At 53.8% G+C, this 18,842-nt stretch carries 19 protein-coding genes; 4 read left to right on the forward strand and 15 right to left on the reverse strand.

What is annotated here, in order from left to right; translation table 11 throughout:
- The first annotated feature begins 2 nt into the window (after positions 1 to 2).
- Positions 3 to 560, forward strand: coding sequence for a Flp family type IVb pilin (locus FRD01_RS20280; RefSeq protein WP_146962763.1), 558 nt, complete (start codon positions 3 to 5; stop codon positions 558 to 560).
- Entirely contained in the window at positions 553 to 2,034 is a 1,482-nt protein-coding gene (locus FRD01_RS20285; protein ID WP_146962764.1) for a hypothetical protein, read from the forward strand. The genes FRD01_RS20280 and FRD01_RS20285 overlap by 8 nt, the downstream gene beginning before the upstream one ends.
- Here the strand turns inward: FRD01_RS20285 and FRD01_RS20290 are convergent.
- The 15 genes from FRD01_RS20290 to FRD01_RS20360 form a co-directional block, all read right to left on the reverse strand.
- On the reverse strand, positions 2,024 to 2,716 hold the full coding sequence (locus FRD01_RS20290) for a heme exporter protein CcmB (protein WP_146962765.1): 693 nt from the start codon (positions 2,714 to 2,716) through the stop codon (positions 2,024 to 2,026). The two genes, FRD01_RS20285 and FRD01_RS20290, sit on opposite strands and share 11 nt — an antisense overlap.
- On the reverse strand, positions 2,716 to 3,411 hold the full coding sequence (locus FRD01_RS20295) for an ABC transporter ATP-binding protein (RefSeq protein ID WP_146962766.1): 696 nt from the start codon (positions 3,409 to 3,411) through the stop codon (positions 2,716 to 2,718). The genes FRD01_RS20290 and FRD01_RS20295 overlap by 1 nt, the downstream gene beginning before the upstream one ends.
- A gap of 2 nt (positions 3,412 to 3,413) precedes the next feature.
- Entirely contained in the window at positions 3,414 to 4,694 is a 1,281-nt protein-coding gene (locus tag FRD01_RS20300; RefSeq protein ID WP_146962767.1) for a hypothetical protein, read from the reverse strand.
- On the reverse strand, positions 4,691 to 5,185 hold the full coding sequence (locus tag FRD01_RS20305; RefSeq protein WP_146962768.1) for a zinc ribbon domain-containing protein: 495 nt from the start codon (positions 5,183 to 5,185) through the stop codon (positions 4,691 to 4,693). Before FRD01_RS20305 ends, FRD01_RS20300 begins: the two co-directional genes overlap by 4 nt.
- Positions 5,182 to 7,353: a heme lyase CcmF/NrfE family subunit gene (locus FRD01_RS20310; RefSeq protein WP_146962769.1), complete on the reverse strand. Its 2,172-nt coding sequence runs from the start codon at positions 7,351 to 7,353 to the stop codon at positions 5,182 to 5,184. Before FRD01_RS20310 ends, FRD01_RS20305 begins: the two co-directional genes overlap by 4 nt.
- A 15-nt stretch (positions 7,354 to 7,368) precedes the next feature.
- Positions 7,369 to 7,851 carry a cytochrome c maturation protein CcmE gene (locus FRD01_RS20315; protein ID WP_146962770.1) on the reverse strand — a complete coding sequence of 161 codons (483 nt, stop codon included), beginning with the start codon at positions 7,849 to 7,851 and terminating at the stop codon, positions 7,369 to 7,371.
- 104 nt (positions 7,852 to 7,955) lie between these two features.
- Entirely contained in the window at positions 7,956 to 8,744 is a 789-nt protein-coding gene (locus FRD01_RS20320; RefSeq protein ID WP_146962771.1) for a hypothetical protein, read from the reverse strand.
- Between the two features lie 24 nt (positions 8,745 to 8,768).
- A complete protein-coding gene (locus FRD01_RS20325) occupies positions 8,769 to 10,718 on the reverse strand; it encodes a protein kinase domain-containing protein (protein WP_146962772.1) in 1,950 nt (649 codons plus the stop codon).
- A gap of 28 nt (positions 10,719 to 10,746) precedes the next feature.
- The gene (locus FRD01_RS20330) at positions 10,747 to 11,856 is read right to left on the reverse strand and encodes a TadA family conjugal transfer-associated ATPase (RefSeq protein ID WP_146962773.1); all 1,110 of its coding nucleotides are present in this window, start codon (positions 11,854 to 11,856) and stop codon (positions 10,747 to 10,749) included.
- A 262-nt stretch (positions 11,857 to 12,118) separates the two neighbouring features.
- Positions 12,119 to 12,367 carry a hypothetical protein gene (locus FRD01_RS20335; RefSeq protein WP_146962774.1) on the reverse strand — a complete coding sequence of 83 codons (249 nt, stop codon included), beginning with the start codon at positions 12,365 to 12,367 and terminating at the stop codon, positions 12,119 to 12,121.
- Entirely contained in the window at positions 12,364 to 13,059 is a 696-nt protein-coding gene (locus FRD01_RS20340) for a cytochrome c biogenesis protein (RefSeq protein WP_146962775.1), read from the reverse strand. The genes FRD01_RS20335 and FRD01_RS20340 overlap by 4 nt, the downstream gene beginning before the upstream one ends.
- Before the next feature lie 45 nt (positions 13,060 to 13,104).
- A complete protein-coding gene (gene obgE / locus FRD01_RS20345) occupies positions 13,105 to 14,154 on the reverse strand; it encodes a GTPase ObgE (protein WP_146962776.1) in 1,050 nt (349 codons plus the stop codon).
- An 81-nt stretch (positions 14,155 to 14,235) separates the two neighbouring features.
- Positions 14,236 to 14,502 carry a 50S ribosomal protein L27 gene (gene rpmA / locus FRD01_RS20350; protein WP_146962777.1) on the reverse strand — a complete coding sequence of 89 codons (267 nt, stop codon included), beginning with the start codon at positions 14,500 to 14,502 and terminating at the stop codon, positions 14,236 to 14,238.
- A gap of 20 nt (positions 14,503 to 14,522) precedes the next feature.
- Positions 14,523 to 14,834, reverse strand: a complete 312-nt coding sequence (rplU, locus tag FRD01_RS20355; protein WP_146962778.1) for a 50S ribosomal protein L21 — start codon at positions 14,832 to 14,834, stop codon at positions 14,523 to 14,525.
- Between the two features lie 148 nt (positions 14,835 to 14,982).
- Positions 14,983 to 15,696: a TrmH family RNA methyltransferase gene (locus FRD01_RS20360; protein WP_146962779.1), complete on the reverse strand. Its 714-nt coding sequence runs from the start codon at positions 15,694 to 15,696 to the stop codon at positions 14,983 to 14,985.
- 64 nt (positions 15,697 to 15,760) lie between these two features.
- Here FRD01_RS20360 and FRD01_RS20365 point away from each other — a divergent pair, with 64 nt between their 5' ends.
- On the forward strand, positions 15,761 to 18,256 hold the full coding sequence (locus tag FRD01_RS20365; RefSeq protein ID WP_146962780.1) for a hypothetical protein: 2,496 nt from the start codon (positions 15,761 to 15,763) through the stop codon (positions 18,254 to 18,256).
- A gap of 74 nt (positions 18,257 to 18,330) precedes the next feature.
- A complete protein-coding gene (locus tag FRD01_RS20370; RefSeq protein ID WP_146962781.1) occupies positions 18,331 to 18,840 on the forward strand; it encodes a hypothetical protein in 510 nt (169 codons plus the stop codon).
- Positions 18,841 to 18,842 lie beyond the last annotated feature (2 nt).

The raw sequence follows: 18,842 nt of genomic DNA on the forward strand, positions 1-18,842 counted from the left end.
TTATGCTGAAACGACTTCGACTGAACCGTCGTGGAGCTACCGCGACTGAATATATCGTGATGATTGTGCTCGTCGCACTCTTTGTGCTCGGCATCATCCGGGTCTTCGGCGACACCGTCAAAGACAAGTACATGCGGGCCAATAGTGAGCTGACCGGTACTTTGGCCGAGGAAGATGGACAGGCAGGCTCCATGGGCCAAGACGGTACTTACGGCGACGGCTCTGCCGCGGGAAGTGGGCAAGGTCAGGGTGGTGCTGGGGGCCAAGGAGGCTCAGAGGCTGGCGGTTCCGGGGGTTCGGGATCAGCGGGCGGTGCGTCTGCCTCAAAAGGTGGCAAGTCAGGGTCTGGGAAGAGTGGTGGTGGAGGCTCCGGCGATAAAGGCTCCGGCGCGGGGGGCGGTAGTTCTGGTGACGATGCTGACGCCGCCGGTGGTGGCGGAGGTGGAGGAGGCGGTGGCCTCTTTGGCGGAAAAGGAAGTTTCAATCCGATGATCCTGCTCGCCGCACTCCTCATGGTAGGACTTCTCCTATACGTGATGTTCAAAGGGAAAGATGGATGAGCTCAGGCGCCTTTTCGCCTCACCTCTGAAGCTCGCTGCGTTCTGGTGGCTGCTTCCCATCTGCGGGATCCTCTTTGCTGCCACGATAAATCCCATTCCACCTCATGATTATTGGTGGGCGCTCGTGATGGGTCGCGAAATCTCGGCAGGCCATTTTCCTGACGCAAATCTCTTTCTCTTCACGTTACCCGCAGACAAACCCTTCCTGAACCAGCCCTGGCTTGGTCAGTGGCTGCTCTTCGAATTGAGTCAATGGGGGCACGGGGCAAATGTTTTGGCACGCAATTTGAGCCTTGGTCTCTCTCTTGGTCTGATGATGTGGTCGGGTCTGAGAGTCAATCCTCGCGTGGAGTCGGTATCCATATTGGCCATTGGGGTGATGGTGGTTGCGTTTCCGGGTCTCGCGGTTCGGACTCAATCCTTTGCACTCCTTCCCTTTGTGTGGACGCTGGTGCTCGTCTTGGGCGTGCGAGATGGGAGGTTCGAGCGCAAGTGGCTCTGGACCCTCGTGCCGGTAATCTGGTTTTGGGCCCAAGTTCACGGGACCTTTGTATTGGCTCCGGTCATGCTTGGCGTCATCTGGATGGATGCACAAGAACGATGGGCAAAGGAGTGGGTCGTGGTCGGCGCTGCTTCTGCACTGATTGGGCTCTTACATCCTCTTGGACTCGAAATTTTTACCTACGTTAAAGGGCTGGTCTTCGATTCGACGGTCGGGACGACCGTGCAGGAGTGGTCTCCTCCTGGTTTAGATGATGCGCAGGGAATCGGTTTCTGGCTCCTGTGCTTTGCAGGGCTTGCGGTCGCAACCGCGCAACGAAAACGGCTCGCAATCTCCGATGCCGTCTTGCTCTTGCTCGCCACATGGCTAGGGACGGGTGCCGTACGAAATTTGGTCTGGTGGGCGTTCATCTGGGTTGTTGTCTTGGCGAAGACCCTTCCTCGTTCCATTCAAGAGTCCGAGACAAAGCCATTTGAACACAAACTGCATTGGAGTTTGGTTTCTGCGTGTGTTCTTGGCCTGATAGTGGCTCAACCAGGGCTCTTTCACACTCATTTTGTCCAGGCGACGAGCATTGAGTTCGCGAAGAAGCAGGGCGAGGGCGCGATGGTTCTTGAGAAACGAAACTCAATTGAATTGGTCAGAGCCCTAAAGGGCGAGTCTGCGCAAAGGGTGTTCCACGACCAGGCGCTAGGCGGCCTTATCGAGTTTGAGCTCTCCACCCGAGATGTCCAGGCCGTTGCCTTTGTGGACCAACGAATGGAGCTGATCGACGAAGATATCTGGGACGACTACTTCCTCGCTTCTGCCGGTCAGGTCGGATGGAAAGAAGTGTTTGAACGGTGGAAGATCGATGCGGCGGTTCTGCACATCGAAGACCAAGCACCGCTTATCGAAGCACTGAGAGCTAGCGGGTGGCGCTTGATGGGTGAGTCCGAGGTGCATCAGCTCTACCTTCCGCCTATTCGATAGCCGAGAGAATCCATCGGAAGAGCCAGAGCCCGAGCATAAAGTACACCACGTCAGCCACGCCCATACCCACGAGCCATGTAAGAACCTCCTCGCGGCCTTGAAGGTCGTTCGAGAGTACTTGTGCTGTCACTTTCACCCCGCCGATGAGTAGAGGAGACGCCATCGGGAAGAGGATCACAGGGAGGAAGACATCGCGCATTTGAATGTGCACGAGCATGGCGGCAACCACGGTTCCAAGCGCTGCGAATCCCGCTGTCGCTAGAACTAAAGCAAGGATGAGCGGACTTGAGTCGAACTCCCAACTCACGCCGAAGGTAAAAAGTAGAAGCGGAACCAGAATCACCTGAAAACCCAGCATAAACACCAGATTCATGATGTATTTGCCGATGAAGAGGCTGCGTTCCGTGCCTGGGATTAGAGCGAGTGCTCGAAGGCATTGGCCTTCTTTTTCGTGGTCAAATGAGCGCGTCAACACGAGCGTTCCCGTGAAGAGTACCGATATCCACAGAACGCCTGGAAAAATCCCGATGGCCGACTCATCGTGTTTGAAGAATCCGAATGCAAAAATGACCATGAGCATTAGCGAAAACGCCAATGTGGTGGTCAAGACCTCACGTGTTCGAAGCTCACGTTGGAGGTCCTTTTGGATGATATGCTTAGTTTGGGATAGCCAAGCGGGCATTAGGAAGTCTTTTCAAGATAGAGGTCCGCAAGGTTCATACCTTCGTGGGTGCTATCGTGGAAGACAAGTTTTCCCTGGTCCAAAATGATCACACGGTCTGCCATCGAGATAGGCACCGAAAAATCATGGGTGATCATCACCACAATTTGCCCTTGTGAACGCGCCTCGTCAAAAATACGCAGCATGACGTCCTTCGAGCGGTGGTCGAGTCCAGTCATAGGCTCATCGAGAAGCACGAGGGCAGGCCGATGAATCAAGGCGCGGGCAATACTCAGGCGTTGCTTCATTCCTCTTGAATAGGTTCTAACACGCTTGTCTGCAGCCGCACTCAGCTCAATTCTCTCGAGCCAATCTTGTGCGGTTTTGCTCGGGTTCTTGATGCCATACATCTTGGCGTAGAATTCAAGGTTCTCGCGACCTGAGAGCTCAGGATATAGCAGGGAGTCGTGACTGACCCAACCGATATTTCGGCGGCCGCGGCGTGAAAATGTTTCGAAATCCCAATCGCCAAATCGGATACTGCCGTCACTTGGGGGCTCAAGTGTGGCGAGCAGATTCATTAGAGTGGTCTTGCCGGCGCCGTTTCCTCCCAAGACTAGAGTGAGCTGACCTGCGTTGAACTCTGTGGTGACACGATGTAGGGCGAAATGGCGCTGATAGACCTTTGAGACGTTATCGAGCCTAATCGTTTTCATGCTCAGGCTTGAGCCGCAGCGGTTTTGACGTTGAGTTCATGCTCGAAGTCCTGAATCTTCTTGTTGATGATCGCCAGACGCGCTTTGAGTGCGAGGTCAAGCGATTCAAACTCATTCTCAGACATCTCATCGCGAAGAGTCTCCAACTCGGCAATTCTCCGGAGGACGAGCTCGCGCTCTGACTTCAAGGATTGAATAGCGGTTTGGAGCGACTTCGATTGTTGAGAGAGGGCATATTCTCGGCGTCCAAAGAAGATCACCAATCCACTAAAGAGCAGGGCCAGTCCAAGCACCACGAAGGGGCCAATTGGGCGAGCGAAAGGCAGGTTTGATAGTTTGAACTTAAACGACTCACCTGGCTTGAGGCTTGGACCCTTTGCTCCGATGAAATCCATATCATCGCGCAGGTCAAAGATGCCCTTTCCCGAAAGCATTTCTGCCTCGGGCATGGCCATAGACACATCCGAGAGACGCGGGAGCTTTTGGAATTGCGTCTGAAGTGGAACGGCAACCTCGACGTTATCCACGGGGTAATCAACTTCCTGCTCATAGACAAAGTCAGCGCTACTGACCGCCATCGAGAAGCGGATTTGGATTGGCACTCTCTCGCCGGGCCTAATTCGACCTTTCCAATACGCCGTGGAATTTACGACAGTGTGTTCACCGGCAGCGCTCACCTGAACCCCAAGGGCCTTGACTGGCAACTCGATGGGCATGCCGCGCTCGTGGTCGAAGCCTTGAACAGAAACCGTCTCAATCACCGTGCTACTGGTATTCTCGAGCACGTAGAATTGGGTGAAGACAAGGTAGTCTTCCCAAAGTTCAGTGATCGTTCGGATACTCACGAACTTCAGGGCCGATGCATCGGTTCCCTTCTCGTATACGGGGACCTTGAGTTGAAGGGCGTTGATCGGCGGTTCTGCAGACGACTTGAACGCGACACCACCGTAGGTGGTCACCGCATGAATTCTAAGCCCGGTCTCAGTGACGTTCTTTGGAATTGAAAATGTGGCTACCCCAGTTGAATCGGTAATCTCGGACCACTCAAATTGCGGTTCAGGGTCAGTAGGTTCAAACGGACCCTTGGGCCGCGCCGCTCTCAGGAAAACCACGGCGTCAGCCACCTTCTCGGAGGTGGTGCCATGCGAGACGTGGACGCGGATACTAAGAGAGTCGGTCTGAGGCTTGACCTCTAGTGACTCGGGTGGTGTTTCCGCAGGAGCTTCTTGCCCAAAGGCAGGAGCGGCAAGGAAGAGTAGCGCAATGAATAGAATTGGCTTCATCCAGGCACCTCTTGTGACATACGTGTGGTGAGTTCGGGCCTTACGGGTGTCCCACACTTGGCGCAGAATCGGTCATCTAAGGAGAGCGGTGCGCTGCAAGATGAACACTCCAAACTCTTCTGTGCCTTTTCAATCTTTTCGACCATTGGCTTGTGGTCCCTGACGTAGGCTTCTGTTTCTGCGCGCCATCCCCTACCGCCGTGAATCTGGTCCAGTTCTCTCATGACACCCATAGCCTGGCGTTCCAGTTTGATTTTGAAGCGTTCGAAGTCTTCTTGCGAGATCTTCTCGGTGCCTCGGTCGAATTCAAGCTCACGCAAACCGCGCAGAAGCGCCTCTTTGCGAGCGAGCAAGAGCTCAACTTCTCTGATCTCATCATCGATTAGCTCGAGTCTGGCCTGCTCTTCCCGCGACTTAAGAAAGGGCTGGAGCGTGAGGTAGACCGCGACGAGCGTGAAAAATGCCCCGATCAAGATGAGTAGGAAGCTCATGGTAAGTCGGTAGTTTCGGTAATGATATGAGTGTTGGCTACCAGTTCATAGCGCAACGCTGAGCCCCATGGTGTAAACGATTCCACGGCAAGCAACAACATCGGCAGCATGGCGAGGAAGAGAAAACTAGAGACCAGGGCAACTCGGGCCACAAGGTGCGAGGTCGGTCTTAGAGAATGGAGACCTTCGCGTGTTGGCCACATGCAGATCATCGTGCCAAACATCAAGACCGCAGCGCCAAACCAGAACCACCACGTAAATGGTGAGACGAAGATCTTGAAGCTCGCCCGGGTGCCCGTTGAGTCGTAGTTGACTAGCGCAACGTAGACGTCCTCAAGTGGCGTGGAACGGATGTCGATTTCACTGGTCGGCATGTTTGGCGACGTGTGGAAAATCGCTTTGCCAGGGTGGATGGTGTAGAGCATCTTCCCGCGCTGGGTCACGTCCATATCGGCGATGATCAGCAACTTCTCCTGGTCATTCTTTTCTCTAAGATTATTGAATTTGAAGGTGTAGTCGCCAACGGTGACGGTTTCACCACGTGCGATGGAGATATCCTTCTCAATCTTGAGCGCGTTTCCTGCGAATGCAATGAAGGCGAAGAGAATTCCGATGTGGATAATGTAGCCGCCATATCGTCTGCGCTGTTTAACCAAGAGTTCGTAGATCGCTTTGACAACAGACTCTTCATGCGACTTTCGGCGAGCCAAGATGCCTCGGACGAATTCTTCAACGGACGCTGCGCCGGCGAAGAAACAAAGCGCGACTGCGATCACGGCGTAGGTAACATCGTTCGGGTTTGGGTTAACGCCCAAGTATTGGGCGCGTGCGAACCAGTAAATGGCAAGGGAGAGCGGAGTAAGCACGAGCATGGTGATGGTTGGCCAGATAAAGTTCTTCTTAAAACTCTTTCCGGTGGTCTTGCGCCAAGACATGACGGTACCAAGCCCCATCAGAAGGAGGAGAACTAGGCCCATCGGGGCCATCCACTTATTGAACCATAGTGGTCCGATCGTGATTTCTTGGCCCCAGATTCCTTCTTTGACCTTTGGCCACATGGTGCCGAAGAGAACCACGCCGGTCATGGCCATGAAGAGCCAGTTATTGAAGATGAACGCAGCTTCTTTGGACGCGGTGCTATCGAGCCTTTGCTCGGCTTTCATCGACGGCCATCGCCAGGCGAACATGCCAAAACCAATGACTGTCACACTGACCAAAAGGACAAGGAAGTACGGTCCAATCTCACTTTGAGCGAAGGAGTGTACGGACTCGATGAGTCCACTTCGGGTGATGTAGGTACCAAAAATCGTCAGGATGAAGGAACCGATCATAAGCCCAAGATTCCAGCGCTTTAACATGCCACGCCGTTCTTGGATCATCAGTGAGTGAATCAACGCTGTGGTGGTCAACCATGGCAAGAATGATGCGTTCTCAACGGGGTCCCAGGCCCAGTAGCCACCCCAACCGAGCTCTTCATAGGCCCACATTCCGCCAAGCATGTTTCCGATACTGAGGAAGAACCACGGAATGAGGATCCATTGACGCGAAGCCTCGACCCATGCATTTGAGAAGTTCTTTGCGATCAGTGCAGCCATCGCGAACGCGAACGGAATGGTCATGGTGGCCATTCCAGTCAAGAGGCTCGGCGGATGTACCACCATTTTGGGGGTTTGAAGCAGCGGATTTAGGCCTTTTCCTTTTGTTGGGTCGTCGATGATCGAAAACGGTTCAAAGGGATTCGACCCGAAAACGAGGATCACCAACAAGCCTGTGATTACGGCGAGGCTCACAAAGGAAACCCAGGGCATCATGTCCTGGTATTTGTTGCGGTTGACATACATGCAGCTGGCAGTGGTGATTGCCACGATAGAAGTCCAGAAGAGCAAACTACCCGCCTGTCCACCCCACATAGCGCCCATCAAGTAGAAGAGCGGCATGGATTCATCGGAGAAAGACGCCACGTACTGGATGCTAAAGTCGTGCGTAAAGAGGGCGTGCATAAGCACGCTACTCGCGGTCGCGATAGCCCCGAACGTGGCGTAGGTCGCCCAACGACTCGAAATGAGAAAGCGCCGTGACTGAGTTTGGCCGGCAACCCAGCTGAGTGCCATGCCAACGATGCTGAAATAGAGTGCAGCGTAGAGAGCTGCTGTCCCTAGCAATTTCATGAGGTGCCTCTTAGGCTAGAGGGATGCTTGAGGTTGATGCGCGGTGGGCGGAGCCCCTTCGTACCGGCTTGGACACTTTACGAGGACTTCGTTCGCCTCGACGATCATATCGTCAGAAACGACGCCTTCCACAACCACTTCCATGTCTTCATCGAAGGTGTCGGGCATCGCCTTATCGTAAGTCACAGCGATTGATTTTCCGTTTTCAATCACGTTGAACTTGCGATGCAGTTCTCCGTCATTGCCTACGATCGTACCGGGTTCAACCTTTCCCTTGATACGTACTTTTTGGCCCACGAGGTCCGGACCTTTCGCTACGGCCTGATCAACGGTGTAGAAATAGGTTTCTGCGCCCATTCCGTCCATGACCAAAAAGGCCACGCCCACAGCGGCCATGAGAAGTCCAACGATCAAGAGCCAAGGAGTAGACTTGCCACTCTCTTCTTCGAGCTCTGCCTCGATGGGTGAATCTGGATCCAAGTCGTATTGCTCTGTCATAGTCACCTCGCCATCGTCGCTTTAGAACCTACACCAAAAAGTGTGATTAAGCGACTCAAAGGGGTAATAGATGACTAAAAGGCAGAACGGAAGACCGATATTCCTCACCAGAGGTCGATTTCGCCCTTCTTGCGCGGATCTTCTTTTTTCTTAGCGGGGGCGCGTTTGATCACGCGCTTTCTGACAGGAGCACTTCTTCTTGGCTTTGCTTTCGTCTTTCGGGCTTCTAGAGCGTTGACGAAGCTTTCTTCGATCAAAAAGATCTCCGAGTTAAACCCGAGTCCAACCTCAAAGGTCGGATTTTCAGGAATCGGTAGAATGGGATCTTTGAGGGGATCTACGGAAGGGGTCTTGATGCTGAACTTGACTTTGGTCTCTGGCACGCCAACAAACACGATATGTGCTTGGCCCATGTCGTCTGTCCGCCCGATCTCTTCACCATCCTTCAGGACAGGTAGGTTTTCGCAGAATGTAGAGTCGATCATCTTCGGGTCGCAATTTGCTGATACCCAAACCATGTATTCTTTCTTCTGAGACTCGAACGACGCGTTTAGAGCTACCGGTACACCTAGGCCCGAGCTCGTAAGTCGAAGGGACTCCGTCACGGATTCATCACTCATTAAGCGGTATCCGGAGAGAGTTCCAATTCCGAGTGTGACGCTTGCACCGGGACGCTCCGTAAGCATCGCTTCAAACTTGCCGTCTTGGTCGGTGTAGCCGATGACTTTGCCGTCCACGAGGACTGGCGCCAGCGGAACTGGCCCACCGGGCTCAGTGGCAGACACTTCGAGACGGAAATCTTTCATTGGAGGGGGCGGTGGGGGCCCTTCATCTCCGCATCCCAATAGTGGGGACGTCATGGCGATCAATAGTGAAATGGCGAGTGTTCTCATAGGAGCTCCTTGGTCCTTTTGTTCCTATGGACTCGGTTCTTCAGTTCGTTCGACTTTAACGGCCTTAAGCAGCTTGTTTCTATTGAAGAATCCTTGCTGATCCGCACCTGGGTCGATCTTACTAAGTTGCTGATAATAGAGCCGTGCGGCGCTAATCTTATCGTCCTTGATGGAGTTCCGAACTTGCTCAACCGATTCCTTTCGGATCTCCTTAACGAGCGAGGCGTCATAAAGATCTTCGATAAATTTCTTATCTTCATCGGTGAGTTCGGAATAGCGAATGGCTTCTGCCATCTTCTCAAGTGCGATGCTGTATTGCTCTTGTTGAGACTTTCTGGTCAGACGATTGATGCCCTTGACGGCCTCTTGTGCAACTTTCCTCGCATTATCAGCGCGCTCTTGGTCTTTCTCAACAGGGGCATCTGCCGTTTCTTCTGGAGGCAGCGGGTTGGTCTCATAACTGAGTGTAACCGCGACTCTCGGGTCTGTCTCTTTGGCCAGACCCTCGGGAAGCCCTGGCTTTGGGTCTTCGGCCGGAGCGTCTTCCCCTGCGGCGTTCTCGGTATTTGGCGTTGGCTCTTCCAGGTTATCTGGCGGCGCAACTGCGATATCCGGCCCGGCAACAGGCTTGGGCTTCGGCTTCTGCTGAGAAACGTATCCGATGCCTAAGACGAGAACTGCGATTAGGGCAAAGACTCCAATTCCCACCTTCATGCGGTGTTCCGGTGGAATCCCCTTGATACCTTTACCTCCCGAGCCTTTTTGTGGAGCAAGAGCCGCCGCAAAATCAGCCGGCGTCGCGATCCTCTGTGCAGGATCTTGCTGAAGCCCTTGAATACAAGCACCCGAGAACGGTGCCGGCAGCTGGGGCGTAATAGCCAGATTGAGCGGGTAGCCGGAGAGCATGGCCACACAAACAGCAGCCAAGCTGTAGACGTCCGTTGCGGGATAAACCTGACGCTGCTGCGGAGGAATATTGAGTTCTGGTGGCCCAAAGGGCCCGAGATTCCCTCGATCTTGGAACGCCACGATGTCGAAGGGTTCGATCATGATGTTTCCATCATCCTGAACCCAGACAGAATCGGTGGTGAGGTTTGCGTAAACAAACTGGAACTGGTGGATATGAGCCAGCGCCTGCGCGATTTGATTGACCCACTGAACCACGAGTTCGGGGTTCTGCGGGCCGTTCTGCGCGAGCACGTTCGTAAGCTGATAGCCAGACGGCATGGGCATTTCCACCCAGGCACCAGACGGGCTAGCCAACATCCCAGTAATACCCAAAAGGTGGGGATGTTTGATCTGGTCGAGCATCATGCAGCGTTGGCTGATCTCAAAAGGCATGGTGTTTACGTCCCCCTCCCAAATTCGCTTGAGCACGACTTGGCGGCCCATCCTGTTCTGGGCGAAAATCAGCGTGAGCTCACCAGACTGGATGTTTTCAGGGCCATACGCATACTCTTGTTTGAGTACCGGGTCGTTTTCGACGGAGTTCGAGTTCGAGACTCCAGCCCCTGCTTGCAAGGCATTGATATCGACAAATTGAGTATTCTGTTCGCTTGGAGCAGGCGCACCGGCCGCTAACTCGGCGATATTCAGGAATTGGGTCGCCCCTTCAGGCTCCTGCGATTGACCGATCACAAGCCCCGGACTCGAGCCGGGCTGAGCATAGCCACCGCTTTGGGGAGGCTGCCCGTATCCACCACTTTGTGGAGGCTGCCCGTAACCGCCGCTTTGAGGGCCGTGCCCTTGGACTTGAACACCTGGACCTGCGCCGGAAGGTTTTGGGTTTCCGTACGCGTCGATCGAGAACATTTCGGTCGCTTCATCTCCCGGGGCATCGTTCTGCATGGGAGGTAGCGAACTCAAATTTACCATCGCTGTAGCTTCATCGCCGAAGTCATCATCTTCGAATTGGCGTTGATTCTGGCGATCAATGAGGCTTTTGCGTGCCTGTTTGAACCGGTCTTCTGACATGGGCCTTCAGGGGCGAGGGTGTATGGGCTTAATGCCTCGGTGGTTTGAACCAGTTTTCGTCGTAATCTAGTCCACGCGTCTTAATATCATCGGCGAAAGTTGGAATATTTCCAAGAGCTTCCATTTGTCCGAGGACTTTTCCGGTGCCAGGCTCGTAGCCACGATGCTTGAATTCAAAGAGCGGATAAATTCTGTATTCGCCGATTTCATCGAGTCCAAGGCACTCCACAATATGCGTCAGCTTTCTCGAACCATCGTTGAATCGAGAAGTCTGAATGATGATATTGATGGCGGACGCCACCTGAGAGCGAATCGCTTTGAGCGGCAGTTCCACCTCGGACATCATACACATGGTTTCCAAACGTCTCAACGTATCGTCCGGATAGGTGGCGTGAGTGGTAGACATTGAGCCACCGTGACCGGAGGTCATGGCCTGAATCAGGTCGAGGGCCTCACCACCACGAATCTCACCGATGACCACGCGGTCTGGGCGCAAACGCATCGCGGAGCGGAAGAGGTCGCCGATTTCGACTTTGCCACGGCCCTTTGAGTCCGCCTGCCGCGCCTCGAGCATGAGTACGTGGGGCTGTTGGAGCTGTAGCTCGGTCGAGTCCTCGATCACAATGATGCGCTCAGCTGGGTCGATCAGGGTGGACACACAGTTCAGAAGCGAGGTTTTTCCAGATCCGGTACCGCCGGCGACCATGATATTCTTTTCCGAGTGCACGCAGCACTCGATGAATTTTGCGGCTTCGTGCGTAATCGAGCCGTAGCTGATGAGTTTGTCGATGGTCAGGTCGAACTTACCGAATCGACGGATGGCAATCGAGACCCCGTTTCGAGCACAGGGTGGAATGATGACGTGAACACGACTCCCGTCTGGCAGACGCGCATCAAGTCGAGGGTTGAGTTCGTTGAGCGTCTTCCCAACGTACTGAGCGATGTTCTTGGCACCGCCCATCAAATCATCTTCGTTGTCGAAAACCGCCTCAGTCTTTTGAAGCTTACCCTTGACCTCGATCCAGATATCGTCGGGTCCATTGATCATGATCTCAGAGACGGAATCATCCTCAAGGTATGGCTGAATGCACTTGAAGTACCGTTTGATCGACTGATCGAATATCTCTTTAGGGATCATGCGAAAGTCCTAGAAATCACGCAAAAATGGTGTCTTCGAAATGATAGTAGTGAGAGCTCTCGGTCGCACTATACATGAGGGAGAAAATGCAGGTCAATCCGCGGTCTTGTTTGCGGCTGCTTCCTCAATTTTTTGTCTGCGCTTAAGTCGTTTTCGTCTCTCAATCTCTTCCTGTTCGGCAGCCCAACGGCCTATATAATAGCCTGCGAATACGCCTACGAGCAAAATAACTGGTATGTAAAAAATGTGGGCGGTGGACATATCATTCCTCCACACCTGCAATGGAGTCGAGTCGCTTCTGAAGCGTCTCGAGATCGTCTTCAATCGCAGATTGTCGGCGAGAAAGGATGGCTAGATAGCCAAGTAAGAGTGCGAAGAACCCGATGTACGAGGCGAGCATGAGCACGCCGCCAGGGACGCTGGTTTCGTTCGAAGCCATATTCTGAGCGACGGCATTCGTGCTCAAAAGGCAAAGTGTTACGCAAATGACGGGGGTAAGTCGGCTCATCATTTCACAGACCTCGAGTAATCTTCAAAATCGACGTAGAGGCGGTCGAGAGCTAGCTGTCGCGCGCGGATTCGGGATGCAAGCCACACGAGGACCACAAAGACCAGAAGTACGGCGAGCATGGAAAATCGGAAACTAAAGGCGATTTCGTCCGAGAGACCTCCGCCGCCTTCGCGCTCAACGGTTGGGTGCAAGCCGCCCCACTTTCGCACGGCGTAGTGAACGATTGGGATGTCCACAAATGCGAAGATCGTCGCAGCAGCTGCAATTTTCTTAATGCGCTCAGAGTTGCCGGCAAAGCTTCGAATCAAGAAGGCCCCGCCGTAGAGTAAGAAAAGTACAAAGGTCGCAGTCAGTTGAGGGTCCCAAACCCATGCCTTGCCCCACGCTTTGTAAGCCCAGAGGGGTCCGGAAACAAAGACGTAAAGGCAAAACAAGAGACCTATTTCTACGCCTGTCTGAGAGAGTGCATCCCAGCCGGCTCGAGGTCTCATGAGGTAGGCGAGGCTCGCAACGGAAGCTACGGTAAAGCCCGCGTAGGCGGCCATCGCGGCGGGCACATGCGTGTAGAAAATCTTCTGCACAATGCCCATGGTTTGCTCAATGGGGGCGCTAAAGAACACCAGATAGAGAGCAAACAACATCAAAGAAGAGGCTGCGATTAGTAGCCCCCAGTAGAGTTTTCTAAGTCTCATGTTTTAGACCTCAGGTCCGGCGCGCAACACCGTATATCATAAGGTCTAAGGTTCCCAGAACTCTTTTTGCTTTCCGAAACCGGCATTTTCAAGTGCGGTGCCGAGCATGAGTTGTAGTTCGGCGAGATTTTGGTGGGCAGCGGCCGAAATCGCGATGAAGGGGAGTTTCTCTTCTTCTTCGAAATAGGCGCGAAGTCTCTCGATTTCGTCACTCACAAACGGCAAGTCTGCCTTGTTTAGGATGACAATCTGAGGTCGTTCTAAAATTTCTGGATTGAAACTCGCCAGTTCCTTGCAGATACGGTGGAAATCCTGAATTGGATCTCTCTCGGTTTCTTGTCCTTCAAGTTGGGGGACTACCTCGATGACGTGCGCGATCAGGTTAGTCCTCTCCACGTGCTTTAGGAATTGGATGCCCAGACCGTGACCTTCGGAGGCACCTTCGATGAGCCCTGGGACGTCCGCGATCACGAACTCTTTGTAATCGGCCCAGCGAACGACACCTAGGTTTGGCACGAGGGTCGTGAAAGGGTAGGCGGCAATCTTCGGCCGCGCGTTGGAAAGGGCAGCGATGATGGTTGACTTCCCGACCGAAGGATAGCCTACCAAAGCGACGTCAGCGATGAGTTTGAGCTCAAGCTGCAGCTTCTTTTCTTCGCCTGGCCATCCGGGTGTAGCCTTTCGGGGCGTTCGGTTTCTGGCGGTTGCAAATCGTGCGTTGCCTTGTCCACCGTCACCGCCCTTTGCGACCACCACACGTTGTCCAGCCTCGATAAGGTCTGCGACGAGCTCACCGGTAGCGAGGTCTGTGATCAATGTGCCGACCGGGAGTTCGACGACGACGTCTTCTCCACTTTTTCCAGACATATTGTTGCCACCACCTTGTGCTCCCTTTTGGGCACGCAGGTGTCGCACGTGTCGGAAATCGGCGAGTGTGTTTGCGTTATGAGAGGCTACGAAGATGACATCTCCGCCCTTGCCGCCATCTCCGCCTGCCGGTCCTCCACGGGGCACGTATTTTTCGCGTCGGAACGCAACTGCGCCATCTCCTCCGTCTCCAGCAGAGACTTCAACTGTGGCTTCATCGACAAACATGGGATGCCTCGTGGTTGGGCAGAAACACAAAACGCCTCTCGAGTGGAGGCGTTAGAAGGTGAGTGAATTTCGAAGAACTTCTTATTCAGCGGCGCTTTCGACCGGAACAACAGAGACTTCTTTTTTGCCGCGTGAATCGCGAAATTCAACGACGCCATCAATAAGAGCGAAAAGCGTGTGGTCTCGGCCAACACCTACATTGCGTCCAGGCTTCATTTTGGTGCCGCGCTGACGCACAAGGATGTTTCCTGCCACTACGATTTGGCCGCCGAACTTTTTGACGCCGAGTCGTTTGCTTTCTGAATCGCGACCGTTTCGCGAACTACCTTGGCCTTTTTTATGTGCCATGACTTAACTCCTCACGCCCCTTAGGCGTTGATTTCAAGAATCCTAACACGTGTGTAGTGCTGACGGTGACCACGCTTAACCTGATAGCCTTTGCGACGCTTCTTTTTGAAGATGATGATCTTCTTTCCGCGCTCGTTAGCAATCACACTTGCTTTTACACTGGCGTTGCCGACAAGAGGTGTCCCGATTTTCAGGGATTCACCTTCACCCACAGCCAAAACTTGGTCGAATACGACCTCTCCACCTTTTTCGGCTTCGAGCTTCTCAATTTTGAGCTCATCGCCAGCTTTAACGCGGTATTGCTTTCCGCCGGTTCGGATCACTGCGTGCATACGTCACTCCTGGACATCAAACTGTTTCTTGTGAGGACTTTCTGAGCCCGGAGTGGTGTACCTATTACACTCACGAGGCGCCTTCACAAAGGACGGCGAACCATACAGATCGACCCCAGTAGCGTCAAGGACTTAGATCTCTTTTTGTTCATTTGGCGAGTCGCGAGGCCAGTTCTTGGAGAATCCGGTCTGATTCTCCCACGGATTTGCGGAAATACTCGGCTCGGAGGCGAACTTTTTGGGAATCGTCGAGATCGCCCGGGCCTGCAGTCTGACCAAATCGCTTGAGTCGAAGATGGTGCAGGGAGATCGCGGCGGCGACCGAGATGTTAAAACTCTGAGAAAACCCGGCCATAGGCAGGATTACGGTGTGGTCAGCGTGTTCGCGCATGAGCTCCGAGGCCCCGAACTTTTCGTTACCGAAGACGAGCGCGGTGGGTTTTGAGAGGTCGAGATCGTCGATCGACGCCGAAGCGTTGAGATCGGTCACAACGAGTTGAAGACCTTCGCGTTTAACGGCGGCCACGCATTCCTCGGTGGAGTGCCATCGCTGAATCTCGAGCCATTTTTCAGCGCCCTGGGACACGCGATTCGCCATCCGAAGTTTTTTCCTGCGTGCCTCGACAACGTGAACCGCGCCCATACCCAGGCCTTCGATGGTCCTTAAGACCGCTGACATATTGCCGCGATCGGCCAGGCTTTCGAGGATCGGCTGTATGCCGAAGCATCTGGATTCGATGACTTTTTCGATCCGAGCCTTTCTGCGCGGCTGAACCAGTGACTCTAAAGCTTGGACCACCTCGGACGCGTTGAGGAAATGGCCATCTATTTCAACGAATTCATCAAATGGGAATGGAGTCATCTTTGACCGTGCGTGGGCTTTCGTTATAGTGCGCGCGTTGACAAATAGTTTAATGAGGACTGGTATGGCTTTTCCAACCCTGAAAATTGCGTGTGTCGCGCTCGTTGGCGCGTCACTTCTTATGGTGTCTTGTAGTGACGACGTCGATCAGACGCCGTCGGGTCCCGTTCAGTGTGAGCCGGGAAGTGTTTACAACCCGATCACCGGCGTATGTTCTCCTACAGGCAACAACAATCCGGACCCGCCCAATAACACGAGTTCCAATAATGTTGTCAGCACGAACAACATGAGTGGAAATAACTCGAACAACATTTCGAACAATCAGACCAATAATCAGACGACCACCAACAATACGATGGGAAGCGATCGCTGTTTGCCTGGGCTTGATTCGGATGAAGACGGTTTGGAGAATGAGTGTGAGTGCTTCCTTGGCACGAATCCATACTTAGCTGATACCGACGGTGATGGTTTGGAGGACGGCGAGGAAGACGCGAACGGGAGTTGTGATTTCGATCCGGGCGAGACGGATCCGAGAAGCGCGGATACGGATAGTGACGGCCTCAACGATGGTGATGAAATCACCGCGAATACCGATCCCTTGGCTCCTGACTCCGACGGCGATGGAATTCCTGACGGAGCTGAAGTAGCCAGCGGGTGTATGAATCCGCTTGAGACAGATACGGACGGTGATGGGCTGCCAGATGACCTGGAAGATTCCAATGGTGATGGCGAGTTGGGCACATGCGTCAATCGCATGTTTGACCCCCAATGTGCTGGAGGCGAGTCAGATCCTTGCGTTGTAGATACGGACGGCGACGGCACGCCTGATAGCGGCGAGGCTCAGTACCGTCAGTGTTTGCCTGAGGACACACAGAATCTGATCGTTGCGCAGAAAGTAGACAATATGAATGCCAACTATCAGTTGGTGCACGATGCATCCGCCTCGGTCTTTCCCGTTTCAACAACGACTTCCGCTCCAGTGGAAGCTCATGTGTTTGAGGACGCCACGGCTCGATATACGGGTTTTGTACTCTCTTTTGATCCGTCGGGAGAAACCAACCCTGTTCTTCTGGGCGATGCCCTGGTGGGTAGCATTCAAGCGGAGTACCCAAGCGCCGCGCGCCGCGTTTCCGGAAGGCGTGTTGTGACGCATGACGGATTTGAGGCGGCAGTTGCCTCGATTGTAGACCTTCCTGCAGGCACCTCGTTGTCAGCTGCTCGTGACGCGTTGCTGGCTGAGATTGCAGGCGTGATGCCTTCCGAAATCTCGCACGGAGCGACCACAGCGATCGCGGGGGATACGAGCCCCACGGTATTTGTGCATCAAGTAGTTTCGCGCTCGGCTTCGCAGGCAATTGTGGTGGGCGCGCTGGTAACTCTTGATGACTATCAAAACACCGCCATTCGCACTGGTTATCTCGTGGACGACCTCACGGGTGGCAACAGCCTCGCCGGTCAAATGGATCAGGCTGTGGAAGAGTGTGTAGCGTATACCGTTACGGCAAAGCCTAAGGTCGACATCATCATCTCGATCGACGGTTCTGGCTCGATGAATGATGAGCAAAATCGCCTCGCGAGTTTCGTGACGACATTCACCACGCTTCTGACGAACTCAAACCTGGATTGGCGCGCGGCAGTCACACGACCTGATTGCAACGATAATATGGGGCTCTCGCAGGACATGACCGACCTGATTTCGGCGCATTGTCAGGCGATTCCAATTCCGATTGGTTTTCCTTTCCCTGGATTTGGTGGAAAGACGGGCGAGTTGGTGGCCGGCGGCTTTACTGGCGACCCCTCCGAGCTTCAGAATCGTCTTGATCCAAGCACGTTTGAGTCAGGCGGGGAGTACACGATTTCTGCGCTTACCGCGGCAGCGGACCGCGCACTTCCTCGCTCGGACACGGATGCCACTAAGTTTAGAACTGAAGCTGCGGTGGTCTTGATCGCGATCACTGATGAAGAAGATGAATTCTTCCAAGATGCTCTTTCGTTTGGAAACTCCCAGTCCATTACATTGGACGCAACGCAAGAAGCTGAGCTTGAGACCGAGACACAGCCTTGGATCGACTTCCTCCTTCGCCCTGAGATCGGCGCAACGTCATTCGGAATTGTGTGGCCTCCAGGTGAGGCATGCCCCTCTGGTAACGGCGCTGCTGTAGCGCATGCTGTGGCGGCGATTGCCAATGGAACGGGTGGAAGTGTGGGTTCGATCTGCCAGGCCGATATCGCGTCGACTTTGCAGGAAATTGCGAATGCAACGGCGGGTATTGCGTCGGGGCTTCGACTCCGAGGCGCGCCACTTCCGCCAACCCTCAAAGTGGTTCACGGCGAGGCCGTATCTGGAAATATCTCAGATATGCCGCGAAGCCGAGCAGATGGGTTTGACTACGATTCCATCGTCAACCGCGTCAAATTCACCGGAACCACACCTCCGCAAACTGGTGATCGCGTGGTGATTCCTTATCGTCGATGGGAGAACTCCGTGTTCGTGTGCCAGACCAATGCGGATTGTCCTTCGGAGCAGAAACTCGAGTGTTTGGACGGTGAATGCCGATAGTGGATTGCCGATAATGGACCCACGGTTAAATTCCGTTTACACTTCGGTGCGACTAAAACGAGCGAGTGAGAAATATGAACGAAAGAGCGCTGATGTGTAGCGTCAAATGGGCTGCAATCTTGGGTTTGTTGGCGTTCAGCCTTGGCTGTGCGCCTGAGACTCTGGAAGGTTTGGAAGAGAATCCGAACACTACGAACAATCAGTCGAATATGGGCGGGAACAATCCCACCAATATGGGTGGTGGCGATTTCACACCTGAGTTCGTCAACGTGACCTCGATTCTAACCGCGAACTGCACTCAGGCTGCGTGCCACGGCCAGTTCTCGGCGAACGGATTCGTGGTGGCAACGGACGACAATGCAACTCCCGCTGAGATGCGCGGAGCGCTCGAAGGCAAGATGGCGAATGTTTCTGGTAATTTGCTGATTAATCCAGGGACGCCTGATTCTTCGGATATCTGGGTCAGAATGAACCTGCCCAATGATGACCCTCAGTATATGCCGTCCACCAAGATGGTGCTGGACCAGGCAGCATATGACGCACTTGAGGCTTGGATCGCTAACGGTGCGGTCTACACCCAATAAGC

Source organism: Microvenator marinus, assembly GCF_007993755.1.
Taxonomy (GTDB): Bacteria; Myxococcota_A; Bradymonadia; order Bradymonadales; family Bradymonadaceae; genus Allomicrovenator; species Allomicrovenator marinus.